Consider the following 12,558-nt stretch of genomic DNA (forward strand, 5'->3'; position numbering starts at 1 on the left):
AGTCCATGCACACGCCTGGCGATGCGGCAGCCCCTGCAGTGGTCCCACCCCTCACGGGAGCTTCCTTCGGGGCGCAGGGACTTTCCCCGGTGGTTGAAGCGCAGGAGGTCACCAAGCGCTTCGGCTCCTACGCCGCATTGAACGACGTGAGCATCCGCGTGATGCCCGGCGAGTCGCATGCACTCGTCGGGCGTAACGGGGCCGGCAAATCGACATTGGTGTCGATTCTCACCGGCCTGCGCAAGCCGGACACCGGCGAGGTGCGTTTCGGCGGCGTCGCCGCGCCGTCGCTCGCGGACCGTGACGCATGGCGCGAACGGGTGGCCTGCGTCTATCAACATTCCACCATCATCCGCGATCTCACCGTCGCGGAGAATCTGTTCATCAATCGCCAGCCTGAACGGCGCGGCATGATCGACTGGCAGGCCATGCGCCGCGATGCGCGCGAGCTGCTCGATCACTGGAAGATCGACGTGCGCGAAAACGCGCGTGCCGGCAACCTGAGCGTCGAGGCGCGGCAGTTGGTGGAGATTGCGCGGGCGCTGTCGTATGGCGCGCGCTTCATCATTCTCGACGAACCGACCGCCCAACTCGACGGCGATGAAATCAAACGGCTGTTTCGCCGCATCACGGAGTTGCAGCGTGAAGGCGTGACGTTTCTGTTTATCTCGCACCACCTGCAGGAGGTGTACGAGATCTGCCAGGCGGTGACGGTGCTGCGCGATGCGCGGCATATCGTCAGCGCGCCGGTATCCGAGTTGCCGCGCGAGCAGTTGATCGAAGCGATGACCGGCGAGCGTGGCGGCCTTGCGGTTGCGGACGCCGCTGCACGTGCGCCGCTGCCGGCCGATACGACAGTGGCGCTGGAAGTCGCCGGTTTGGGCGGCGCGGACTATCAGGACGTGTCGTTCGCCGTCAAACGCGGCGAGGTAATCGGCTTGACGGGCGCGACCAGCAGCGGCCGAACCAGCGTTGCGGAAGCAATTGCGGGCCTGCGCTCACCAACACGCGGCGATATTCGCGTAGCCGGTAAATCCTTGCCATCTGGCGATGTGCCGGCAGCGTTGGCAGCCGGGATCGGTTGCGTGCCGAAAGACCGGCATCACGAAGGCTTAGTGCTGACGCAGTCGGTGGCGGAAAACGCGTCGATGACGATCACGCGTCTGCTCGGCAAGTTTGGCCTCACGTCCCCTGCGAAGAAGAACGCGTTCGGCCAGAAGATGATCGACGCGCTCGGTATCGTGGCGCCCGGTCCCGAACACGTCGTATCAGGACTGTCCGGCGGCAACCAGCAAAAGGTCGTGATGGCGCGCGCGCTGGCGACCGATCCGAACGTGCTCGTGCTGATCGACCCCACGGCCGGCGTCGACGTTAAATCAAAAGAGGCGCTGCTGTCCGTCGTTGACCGCGTGCGCGAAGAAGGCAAGGCGGTGCTCGTCGTCTCCGGCGAACTCGACGACCTGCGCACCTGTGACCGTGTGCTGGTCATGTTCCGTGGCCGCGTCGCGGCCGAATTTCCAGCGGGTTGGCAGGACCACGACCTGATCGCATCCGTTGAAGGAGTCAGTCTCCATGAAGAATAGTGTGCCAAGCGCTGCATTCGGCGCGGCTCAAGGACCGGCTGGCGCGCCCGCTCCAGGCGGCCGCAAGGTACGGATCGAATTCGCCCGGTTGCGCGATCTCGCGTTGCTGCCCGCGCTGGCGCTCTTGCTCGTGATCGGCGCGTTTGTGAGCCCGAGCTTTCTGACCAAAGCGAATCTGATCAGCGTGCTCGGCGCTTCGGCGGCGCTTGCACTGGTCGTGCTTGCGGAATCGCTGATCGTGCTGACCGGCAAGTTCGACCTGTCGCTCGAATCGACGGTGGGGATTGCACCCGCGGTCGGCGCGATGCTCGTGATGCCGGCGGCGTCGGCGGGTTTCGGCTGGCAATGGCCGGCTGCGGCAGGCTTGCTGGCGATCCTCGTGGTCGGCGCGGTGATCGGGTTCATCAACGGCTTTCTGGTGGTCCGCTTACGGCTGAACGCGTTCATCGTCACGCTCGCCATGCTGATCGTGCTGCGCGGCATGCTGGTGGGCGCAACGAAGGGCGGCACGCTGTTCGATATGCCGCCGTCGTTCTTCACGCTCGCCACGACGATCGTGCTTGGCCTGCCGCTGTCGGTGTGGCTTGCTGCGGTGGCATTCGCGGTGGCCGCTTTTATGCTGCGCTACCATCGGATTGGGCGCGCCCTCTACGCAATTGGCGGCAATCCGGAAGCGGCGCGCGCCGCCGGGATTCGCGTCGAACGCATTACGTGGGGCGTATTTGTGCTCGGTAGCGTGCTGGCGTCGATTGGCGGCTTGATCGTGACGGGCTACGTGGGTGCGATCAATGCGAACCAGGGTAACGGCATGATCTTTACGGTGTTCGCGGCGGCGGTGATCGGCGGCATTTCGCTCGATGGTGGCAAGGGCACGATGCTTGGCGCGCTGTCCGGTGTGTTGCTGCTCGGCGTGGTGCAAAACCTGCTGACGCTGGCACAAGTACCGTCGTTCTGGATTCAGGCCATCTACGGCGCGATCATTCTTGGCTCGCTGATGGTGGCGCGTCTCGCGAGCGGCGAAGGCCAGAACTGACCCGCACGTTCACGGAGATCTATCTTGAGCAGCCCACCGAACACCGATGTCCGCCTGATCCTGCTGAGCCCGCAGGACAACTGCCTGATTGCGGCGGCGCGGCTCGAAGCCGGCACTGAGTTGGAGATCGAAGGCGAGCGGGTCACGCTCGCCAAGACCATCGATCTCGGCCACAAGGTTGCGCGCGGCGCGCTGGCGAAGGACGACAAAGTGCTGCGCTACGGCGCGGTCATCGGCCATGTGACCGAAGCCGTTGCGCGTGGCGAGCATCTGCATACCCACAACCTCGAAAGCGATTACCTGCCGACGTACACCCACGACGCAGGCCACGAATTCGTGCATCATTGACGCGGTGTGATACCGCGCTGGAACGATCATGACTGACACTTCCGCAGCAACGGTTTCCTCATTGACCGGGCCGCAGCCGATGCTACAAGGCTACCTGCGCAGCGACGGCCGCAAGGGTATCCGCAACGTGGTCGCGGTCGCGTATCTCGTCGAATGCGCGCATCACGTTGCGCGGGAAATCGTCACACAGTTTCGTGAGCCGCTGGATGCTTTCGATGATCCAACGGTCGAGCGTGACCCGGCCGTGCACCTGATTGGTTTTCCCGGCTGCTATCCAAATAGCTACGCGGAAAAGATGCTCAAGCAGCTCACCACCCATCCGAATGTGGGCGCCGTGCTGTTCGTGTCGCTCGGCTGCGAGAGTATGAACAAGCACTACCTCGTAGACGTGGTGCGGGCAACCGGCCGACCGGTCGAAGTCCTGACGATCCAGGAAAAAGGCGGTACGCGCAGCACGATTCAATACGGCGTCGACTGGGTGCGCGGCGCGCGCCAGCAATTGGCGGCGCAACAACGCGTGCCGATGGGGCTCGACGAACTGGTGATCGGCACGATCTGCGGCGGCTCGGACGGCACCAGCGGCATCACCGCGAATCCCGCGGTGGGCCGCGCGTTCGATCACTTTATCGAGGCCGGTGCGAGCTGCATTTTCGAAGAGACCGGCGAACTGGTCGGCTGCGAGTTCCATATGAAAACCCGCGCGGCGCGGCCGGAACTGGGCGATGAGATCGTCGCGTGCGTCGCCAAGGCGGCGCGCTATTACTCGATTCTCGGTCACGGCAGTTTTGCTGTGGGCAATGCGGATGGCGGTCTGACGACGCAGGAAGAGAAGTCGCTCGGAGCGTATGCGAAGAGCGGAGCGTCGCCGATTGCCGGCATCATCAAACCGGGTGACGTCCCTCCGACCGGCGGGCTCTATCTGCTCGACGTCGTGCCGGATGGCGAACCGCGCTTCGGCTTTCCCAACATTAGCGACAATGCGGAAATTGGCGAGCTGATCGCCTGCGGCGCGCATGTGATCCTGTTCACAACCGGGCGCGGCTCGGTGGTGGGTTCGGCGATCTCGCCAGTGATCAAGGTGTGCGCGAATCCTGCCACCTATCGCAACCTCGCCGGCGACATGGATGTCGATGCCGGCCGGATTCTCGAAGGCCGCGGCACGCTGGAAGAAGTGGGCCGCGAAGTGTTCGAACAAACGGTGGCCGTGGCGCAAGGCGCAGCATCGAAGTCCGAGACGCTTGGCCACCAGGAGTTTATTCTGACGTATAAGAGCTTCGAACCGGTTGGCCCGGCGTGCTTGCCGTCGAGCGCGGTGCCGGCGCATCGGGTGGTCGAGATCGCACAGCATTGACCGGGGCCGTGGCGCGAGGGCGCTGCGGCACTGCAACACTCTGGCACGGGCGGCGTCAGACCGCTCGGCGAATGGCGCTTGCGTCGTCGGCTACGCTGAACGTATGGGCCCGTCGCACGTCACCGCATGAATTCTTGGAGACTCCAGCATGACAGGCGCAGTTGATTCAAAGGTCGCAAAGCTTCGCCCGCTCGGCCGGCGCGGGCTGCAGGTGACGGGGCTGGGGCTCGGCACCGCGCCGCTTGGTGGGCTCTATCACGATCTGTCGGACGAAGAAGCGTTCAATACGGTCGCCGCCGCGTGGGACGCGGGGGTGCGCTTCTTCGATACCGCGCCACACTACGGTCATACGAAGGCCGAACATCGGCTAGGCGATGCACTACGCCGCTATCCCCGCGACCAATACGTGCTCTCCACCAAAGCCGGCCGCCGGTTTGTGCCACGCACCACGCCGTACGACGGCAGTGAAGGCTGGCAAAACCCATTGCCGTTCCAGGCGATCTACGATTACACCCACGACGGCATCCTGCGGTCGTTCGAGGACAGCCAGCAGCGCCTGGGCATCGTCGAGATCGACATCCTGCTGATTCACGATATTGGCCGCGTGACGCACGGCGATAAGAATCCGTTCTACTGGCAGCAACTGACCGAAGGCGGCGGTTTTCGCGCGCTCGACGAATTGCGCTCATCTGGCCTCGTCAAGGCAGTGGGTCTTGGCGTCAACGAAGGCGCGGCGATTCTGGAGGTGTTGGCCGAGTTCGATATCGACTGCGCGTTGCTGGCCGGTCGCTATACACTGCTGGAGCAGGCCACGCTCGACGACCTGCTGCCCGCGTGCGAAGCGCGCGGCGTCGGCATCATGCTAGGCGGGGCGTTCAACTCGGGCATCCTGGCGCGCGGTGTGCGAGGGGATCTCAAGTTCAACTACGGCGCCGCGCCGCAAGAAGTGATCGAACGCGTGGCCAGGCTGGAGGCCGTATGCCGCGTGCACGATGTACCGCTGGCCGCGGCGGCGTTGCAGTTTCCCTATGCCCATCCGGCCATTGCAACGGTGCTGACCGGTGCGCGCAGTGCTGAAGAGTTGCGCCAGAACGCCGCCTCGTTCGAACGCCCGATTCCCGCTGAACTATGGACGGCATTGCGCGATAGAGGTCTGCTGGATCTGCGAGCGCCCGTGCCGGAGGATTGACCGATCATGCACATCGATGCCCACCAGCACTACTGGGACCCGGCTCGCGGCGATTACGGCTGGCTTACCCCGGAACTGAAAACGCTATACCGGACCTTCGGCCCCGCGGACCTGGCTCCGCTGCGCGAGCGGGCAGGCGTGCAACGGACGGTGGTGGTGCAGGCGGCGTCGACCGTCGAGGAAACCCGCTATTTGCTGGATCTAGCGCGCGATGAACCGTCGATTGCAGGTGTGGTGGGATGGGTGCCGATGCTGCTGCGCGATGCCCCCGCCTTGATCGCCGAACTCGCACGCGATCCGAAATTCAAGGGCCTGCGGCCGATGCTGCAGGATCTGCCCGACGATACCTGGATCGCCAATCCCGACTTGACGCCCGCCGTCGAAGCGTTGATCGAGCTCGATCTGGCCTTCGATGCGCTGATCTACACGCGTCACGTCGACGCCTTCGAAACCTTCGCAACGCGCTTTCCCAAACTGCGCATCGTTGTCGATCACGGGGCGAAACCGCCCATCCGTGATGGGATGCGCGGCTGGCAGAGCTGGGCGGACGGCATCACGCGCCTCGCGCGCCTGCCGCATGTGCATTGCAAGCTGTCGGGACTCGCCACCGAGGCCTCGCTTGACTGGACTGAGGCGACCTTGCAGCCGTACGTCGATCATCTGCTGCAGTCGTTCGGCCCGTCCCGTCTGATGTGGGGCAGCGACTGGCCGGTGCTGAACCTGAACGGTGACTATCTGCTGTGGCATTCGGTAGCCAATACCCTGCTCGCCGGACTGTCCGATGTGGAGCGCGAAGCGGTGTTCGGCGCCAACGCTACTGCGTTCTACCGTTTGTGAAAACCACTCAACAGGAGACATAGATGACCCAAAGACTGGCCGGGAAGACGGCCCTGATTACTGCCGCCGGACAAGGTATCGGTCTCGCCACCGCAGAGCTGTTCGCACGTGAAGGGGCGCGGGTGATTGCGACCGATATCAAGATCGATTCGCTCGCCGGCAAGCCCGTCGAGGCGCGCAAGCTCGACGTGCGCGACAGCGCCGCGATCAACGCGCTCGCCGCCGAACTGGGCGCGATCGATGTGCTGTTCAACTGTGCCGGCTTTGTTCACGCCGGTTCGATTCTCGAAGCCACGGAAGAAGACTGGGACTTCGCCTTCGATCTGAACGCGAAAGCGATGTACCGCACAATCCGCGCGTTCCTGCCCGGCATGCTCGAAAAGGGCGGCGGTTCGATCATCAATATGTCGTCGGCGGCGTCGAGCGTGAAGGGCGTGCCGAACCGCTTCGTGTACAGCGCCTCGAAAGCGGCCGTGATCGGTTTGACCAAGGCCGTCGCTGCAGACTTCATCACACGTGGTGTACGCTGTAACGCGATCTGCCCGGGCACGGTGGCTTCGCCATCGCTCGAACAGCGGATTGCGGCGCAAGCTCAGGCGCAAGGCGCAACTATTGACGCGGTGCAGGCGGCTTTCGTCGCCCGCCAGCCAATGGGCCGTATCGGCAAGCCGGAAGAGATCGCGGCGCTGGCGCTGTATCTCGCCTCCGACGAGTCGGCCTTCACCACGGGCCATGCGCACGTGATCGATGGCGGCTGGTCGAACTAGGCAGCCGCATGCGGCTCGCTGGCGGGGCGTCTGCCGGCAGCAAGCCGCGCCGGTTTTTTTACTGAACACTCTGGATAGATAGGGACGTGCAACGATGAAACTGCTTCGTTATGGACCGAAAGGTCAGGAAAAGCCCGGCTTGATCGACGCGCAAGGCAAGATTCGCGATCTGTCGAATGTAGTGGCCGATATCAACGGCGACACGCTGACGGATGCTGCGCTCGCTAAACTGCGCGCCGTCGATCCGGCTTCGTTGCCCTTGGTCGAAGGCAATCCGCGCCTTGGGCCGTGCGTCGGCAAGATCGGCAAGTTCATCTGCATCGGTTTGAACTACGCGGACCACGCGGCAGAGTCGAATTTGCCGGTGCCCACCGAGCCGGTGGTGTTCAACAAGTGGAATAGCGCAGTCAGTGGCCCGAACGACGACATCGAGATTCCGCGCGGCTCGAAGAAGACCGACTGGGAAGTCGAACTGGGCGTGGTGATCGGCAAGCCTGCCAAGTACATCGACGAAGCCAACGCGCTCGACTACGTGGCCGGTTACTGCGTGATCAACGACGTCTCCGAGCGCGAATGGCAGATCGAGCGCGGCGGCACGTGGGACAAGGGCAAGGGCTTCGATACCTTCGGCCCGGTCGGCCCATGGGTGGTTACGCGCGATGAAGTGGCCGATCCGCAGAACCTGAACCTGTGGCTTGAGGTGGACGGCCATCGTTATCAGAATGGCTCGACCAAGACGATGGTGTTCACCGTTGCGAAACTCGTGTCGTATCTGTCGCAGTGCATGAGCCTGCAACCGGGCGACGTGATTTCGACCGGTACGCCGCCGGGCGTCGGCATGGGTGTAAAGCCGAATCCGGTGTATCTGAAGCCGGGTCAGACAGTTCGCCTCGGTATCGAAGGCCTCGGCGAGCAGCAGCAGAAGACTTACGCTGCGGAGTAATGCCTCAATTGGGCCTCAATTGGTCGGCACGGTTTCTCCGCCGTCGCCGATCCGGTTGATGGTTCCTTGCGCGACCGCGACGAGCCGCTCGCGATCGCCATCCATCACAAAGATATTGCACTGACAGGTCGCCTGATGCCGCCCGGCATAGACGACCTGCGCCCGCGCTACCAGCATGCCGTTCATTGCTGGCCGCAGATAGTTGATCTTGTATTCGCCCGTGACGACCCGTGGTCCGAGCGCGAGCGCCCCGGCGAAGGTGAGCGCATTGTCGGCCAGATAACTGATCACTCCCCCGTGGACGAAGCCGTGTTGTTGCCGTAGCTCATCGCGAATCGGCAGGCAGAGCGTCAGCTCGTTGGTGCTCGTGTGCATCAGTTCGGCACCGAGCAACATGCTGAACGGCTGAGCGTGGAGTGCGCCGCGCGCCCGGTCCAGTAAATCTGTCATCGTCGAATCCTTCGGGCGATGCCCGTGGTGGCGTCCCTACCCACTCTAGGAAGTGCTTCCGCGCCGCGTCAAGGTGAATCGCAAAAATGACGTCCAGATTATTGTGTAAAACAATGTCAATAGAGGCATTGCGCGACGAAAGAGCACGTAAGACGGCTTTTCGCTGCGTTTTGCTCAAGAGAACGTTTGCGTTGCCGTAAACATCGTCGTAGCTCCCCCGTCATTTATTGCAACTCAGGTGTTCACGATGTTTAGCAAGATCAAGGTCGCATCCGGCCTGCTGTGTGTTTTGGCCGCTTTCTGCTTGCTGCAGCTTGTGACGGAAGGATTGGGCTTCTGGTCGCTGACGCGGACCCACGACGACGTCGGCGATCTGTCGAATGTCGCGTTGAAGCAGGTCGACGCGGTGAACCGCACCACCCAGGCGATGATGGACGCGCGTATCAATCTGTCGCGTGCCGGCACGCGGATGGTGAAGGGCGGCGCCGAGCCGACCGACATCGTTCAGCATGCTCGCGACCAGTTGGCGGTGGCGGACCAGTCGTTCAGCGCCTTCACCAACGCCCCCAAGATCAACGACGACAACAGCGCCCGTGCCGCTGCGTTGGCCGAGCGCTATCAGAAGCTGCACTCGGCGTTGGGCGAGCTGGCGCAGGACCTCGATTCCGGCAACATCCAGGCTTTCCTCGACCAGCCGACCCAATCGTTCCAGGACGCTTACCTTGCCGAGTTGCACAATTTCGTGCAGTACGGCGACGCCGCGAGCCGGGCATCGCTCGATTCGATCGACAGCCGCCTTGCGCTGTTCCGCAGCGTCGGCGCGGTGATTCTGCTGTTGCTGATGGCGGGCACGGTGGGCGTGTACGTGGCGCTCAAACGCGGCGTAGTAGCGCCGCTCGAAGAAGCGGGCCGCCATTTCGACCGGATTGCCCAAGGCCGCTTGGATCAGGCGATCGCCTCGCGCGGCACCAACGAGATCGGCCATCTGTTTTCCGGGCTGGCGCGGATGCAGGCAAGCGTCGCGCGCACGGTGAAGACGGTGCGCGAATCAGCCGATTCGATCCACCTCGGTGCAGACGAAATTGCCACCGGCAACGCGGATCTGTCGGCGCGCACGGAGAACCAGGCTGCCTCGCTGGAAGAGACCGCTTCGAGCATGGAAGAGCTGACGGCGACCGTGCGGCAGAATGCCGATCACGCCCGCGAAGCCAATGCGCTGGCGCAGACCGCCTTGGACGCCACCTCGCGCGGCACTGATGTGGTCAACCAGGTGGTCGACAAGATGCATGGGATCGCGCAAAGCTCGGACAAGATTGCGGAAATCATCTCGGTGATCGACGGCATTGCGTTTCAGACCAACATCCTCGCGCTGAACGCGGCGGTCGAAGCAGCACGGGCTGGTGAGCAAGGCCGCGGCTTCGCGGTGGTGGCGGGCGAAGTGCGCGGGCTGGCCCAGCGCAGCGCGCAGTCGGCCAAGGAAATCAAGACGCTGATCAGCGAGTCGGTCACGGAAATCAAGGGCGGCTCGACGCTCGTCGAGCACGCGGGCGACGCGATGCGCAACGTCTCGGCGTCGATTTCGCGCGTCACTCAGATGATGGCGGAGATCAGCGCGTCGTCGCTCGAGCAGAGCACGGGCATCGAGCAGGTCAATCAGGCGGTGGTGCAGATGGACGAGATGACGCAGCAAAACGCGGCGCTCGTTGAACAAGCCGCAGCGGCTGCGGCCTCGTTGCATCAACAGACCCAGCAGTTGAAGGAAGCGGTGTCAGTGTTCGAGATTTCCGATGTTGTGCTGAGGACGCAGCACTTCGGCGCCGTACAGGCGCATGAGCAGGAGTTTTCGTTCGGGGCGGCGTAGGCCGGTCTAGACGCTTTTTCTCATCGGGACATAGCAAGGCCCGCGAACCGAACGGTTTCGCGGGCCTTGTTCTTTGTGGTGCGGTGAGCCTGTTTGTTGGGCCGAGCTGACCTGACCTGACTTGGTTCGGCTACCTCAATGCCATGGCTGTCCGCTCACTTACCAGGAGCTGCGCGCCCCGCTTAGGCTGGCAGCGCGGCATACGCGGTGGCGAGATGGTATGGCGTCGTCGACGGCATGTCGGCGCGCGACACCTCGCCCGCAGCCGTCTTGCATTCGTACCACCCCTTCGCGTGCAGGAAGCGCTGCTGGAAGCGCTCGATCTGCCCGGGCAAGATAGCGCGCGCTGCAGCGTCGTCGCGCGTGGCGAGGGCGCGCAGATATTCGCTTTGTGCCCAGATCCGCTGCGTGGCGTCCTTGACGCCGCCGGCTTCGTCGAGCGAGGCGCAGACCCCGCCCGTCAGCGGATCGACGCCATGTTGCTGCGCGAAGTCGAACGCCCGCGACAGCGCATCGTCGAGCCCCGAGCCGTCCAGCAGTGCGCCTGCCTGCTTGACCAGCCAGAACCATTCGAACTGATGGCCCGGTTCGAGACGATTATCGTCTGCCCCCAGCGGCAACTCCGCGATACAGCCCGTGGGCGCATGCACGAAGGTGCGTTCTATGGCGCCGGCCAGCTTGCCCAAGGCGGTATCGAACGCGCTATCGCCGGTCGCGGCGCGGGCCGCGAGCCAGGCTTCGGTAAGGTGCATCAACGGGTTTTGGATCGGCGTGCCGGTGACAGTCGAGAAACCTGCGTCGAGCGTCGCGTTCAGCAAGCCATGTGGCGCCGCAAAGCGGTCTTCGATCAGCGCCGAGGTGCTATGAACGAGCTCGAGCGCGTCGCGATTGCCGGAGCGCCCGCCATATTCGGCGCAAGCGAACACCAGAAACGCGTGCGTGTAGAGGTCCTTGGTCGTGTCCAGCGGCGTGCCTTGCGCGTCGACGCTATAGAACCATCCGCCGCGCCGCTTGTCCTGAAAGTAGTGCACGAGGGCATCGAACAATACCTGGGCGTGGGCCGTCTCGCCCGCCTGGGAGAACACGAACAACTGCCTCGCGCAGGCCATCGCCCGGTAACGCCCGGCCGGTAGCGGACGGTGGTCGTCGGCGCTGACCGCCTCGTAGGGCAGCTTCAACGCCTGGTTGAAGCCCGGCCCGCGCCAGATCGGCAGAACGACGCGGGCGAAGTGATCGCGCAGCGTGGCGGCGGCAAGGGTGGTCGCGGAGGCGGGTGTGTTCATGCTGTGAAGCTAGCTTGGCTAGGGTCGTAAAAGTGGCAGGCGCCCGGTCTGGCGACGGCGGCGCGCGACCAAGCATAAAGCAAACCGCTGGCGATGGCACGCCGTTGCGCCCTCAAATGCGTTTCCATTGATGTCTGAATAAGGAGGAACAACCGTGCTGGGGAATTTCGAACTCGTCTCGCGTCTAGTATTGGCTGCGGCGCTCGGCAGTGTCATCGGCATCGAGCGGGAGCGTCTTTCGTGGGCTGCCGGACTGCGCACGCATATGTTGGTGTGCGTCGGCTCGGCGCTCATCATGATCGTCTCGGCGTTCGGCTTTGCCGATGTGCTGGGTGCCAAGGATGTCGTGCTCGACCCGTCGCGGATGGCCGCCCAGGTGGTCTCGGGCATCGGCTTTCTGGGCGCGGGCTCGATCCTCATGCGCGGCGAGATCGTACGCGGGCTGACCACTGCGGCCAGCCTCTGGTCGGTGGCGGCGATCGGGTTGGCGGTGGGTGGCGGCATGTACACGGCGTCGATTGCGGCAACCATCATCATTTTGATCATCCTGGCCGGGATCAAGCCGCTCGAACGACGCTTCATCACAGTCAAGCAGCGCCGCCAGGTGACGATGCTGGTCGAACGCGGCGCGCTGACCTTCCATTCGCTGCATGAAGCGCTTGGCGCGGCGAGCCCGCGCGTCAAGCAGTTCGTGATGCAGCAGAGCGACGATGCGCCCGAATACGATGTGGTGATGATCACCTTGCATCGCGTCTCCACGACTGAATACACGGCGATTCGCGACCGCTTGCGGGAATTACCCTGCGTCAAGGAACTGCGCGAGGACGATCCGGCCGTCTAAAACGGCGGATTGGCTTTAGCGGGCGCGCGTGGCCGTGAGACAATGCGGTCTCGAAAAATACTGATGGCATTT

12 protein-coding genes are annotated in these 12,558 nt (G+C 63.6%); 10 read left to right on the forward strand and 2 right to left on the reverse strand.

The window, feature by feature from the left end; all coding sequences use genetic code 11:
- Window positions 1-5 precede the first annotated feature (5 nt).
- From BLQ92_RS03685 to BLQ92_RS03720, 8 genes are all read left to right on the forward strand, one after another.
- Window positions 6-1,583 carry a sugar ABC transporter ATP-binding protein gene (locus BLQ92_RS03685; protein WP_244106127.1) on the forward strand — a complete coding sequence of 526 codons (1,578 nt, stop codon included), beginning with the start codon at window positions 6-8 and terminating at the stop codon, window positions 1,581-1,583.
- Complete coding sequence (locus BLQ92_RS03690) at window positions 1,573-2,616, forward strand: ABC transporter permease (RefSeq protein WP_090681746.1); 1,044 nt, start codon at window positions 1,573-1,575, stop codon at window positions 2,614-2,616. The genes BLQ92_RS03685 and BLQ92_RS03690 overlap by 11 nt, the downstream gene beginning before the upstream one ends.
- Window positions 2,617-2,640: 24 nt before the next feature.
- Window positions 2,641-2,964: a UxaA family hydrolase gene (locus BLQ92_RS03695; protein WP_090681748.1), complete on the forward strand. Its 324-nt coding sequence runs from the start codon at window positions 2,641-2,643 to the stop codon at window positions 2,962-2,964.
- 28 nt (window positions 2,965-2,992) lie between these two features.
- Window positions 2,993-4,315: a UxaA family hydrolase gene (locus BLQ92_RS03700; RefSeq protein WP_090681750.1), complete on the forward strand. Its 1,323-nt coding sequence runs from the start codon at window positions 2,993-2,995 to the stop codon at window positions 4,313-4,315.
- A 148-nt stretch (window positions 4,316-4,463) separates the two neighbouring features.
- Complete coding sequence (locus BLQ92_RS03705) at window positions 4,464-5,504, forward strand: aldo/keto reductase (protein ID WP_090681751.1); 1,041 nt, start codon at window positions 4,464-4,466, stop codon at window positions 5,502-5,504.
- A gap of 6 nt (window positions 5,505-5,510) precedes the next feature.
- The gene (locus BLQ92_RS03710) at window positions 5,511-6,341 is read left to right on the forward strand and encodes an amidohydrolase family protein (RefSeq protein ID WP_090681753.1); all 831 of its coding nucleotides are present in this window, start codon (window positions 5,511-5,513) and stop codon (window positions 6,339-6,341) included.
- A gap of 23 nt (window positions 6,342-6,364) precedes the next feature.
- Complete coding sequence (locus BLQ92_RS03715; protein WP_090681755.1) at window positions 6,365-7,108, forward strand: SDR family oxidoreductase; 744 nt, start codon at window positions 6,365-6,367, stop codon at window positions 7,106-7,108.
- 94 nt (window positions 7,109-7,202) lie between these two features.
- Entirely contained in the window at window positions 7,203-8,051 is an 849-nt protein-coding gene (locus BLQ92_RS03720; RefSeq protein ID WP_090681756.1) for an ureidoglycolate lyase, read from the forward strand.
- 15 nt (window positions 8,052-8,066) lie between these two features.
- On the opposite strand, the gene BLQ92_RS03725 is transcribed toward BLQ92_RS03720, so the two are convergent.
- Complete coding sequence (locus BLQ92_RS03725) at window positions 8,067-8,501, reverse strand: PaaI family thioesterase (protein ID WP_090681758.1); 435 nt, start codon at window positions 8,499-8,501, stop codon at window positions 8,067-8,069.
- A 247-nt stretch (window positions 8,502-8,748) separates the two neighbouring features.
- On the opposite strand from BLQ92_RS03725, the gene BLQ92_RS03730 reads away from it, so the two are divergent.
- Window positions 8,749-10,362, forward strand: a complete 1,614-nt coding sequence (locus BLQ92_RS03730; protein ID WP_090681918.1) for a methyl-accepting chemotaxis protein — start codon at window positions 8,749-8,751, stop codon at window positions 10,360-10,362.
- Window positions 10,363-10,544: 182 nt separating this feature from the next.
- Here BLQ92_RS03730 and BLQ92_RS03735 read toward each other — a convergent pair whose 3' ends face one another.
- A complete protein-coding gene (locus tag BLQ92_RS03735) occupies window positions 10,545-11,645 on the reverse strand; it encodes an AGE family epimerase/isomerase (RefSeq protein ID WP_090681760.1) in 1,101 nt (366 codons plus the stop codon).
- A gap of 154 nt (window positions 11,646-11,799) precedes the next feature.
- On the opposite strand from BLQ92_RS03735, the gene BLQ92_RS03740 reads away from it, so the two are divergent.
- Complete coding sequence (locus BLQ92_RS03740; protein WP_090681761.1) at window positions 11,800-12,486, forward strand: MgtC/SapB family protein; 687 nt, start codon at window positions 11,800-11,802, stop codon at window positions 12,484-12,486.
- Window positions 12,487-12,558: the final 72 nt, after the last annotated feature.

The organism is Paraburkholderia phenazinium (genome assembly GCF_900100735.1).
Lineage (GTDB): Bacteria > Pseudomonadota > Gammaproteobacteria > Burkholderiales > Burkholderiaceae > Paraburkholderia > Paraburkholderia phenazinia.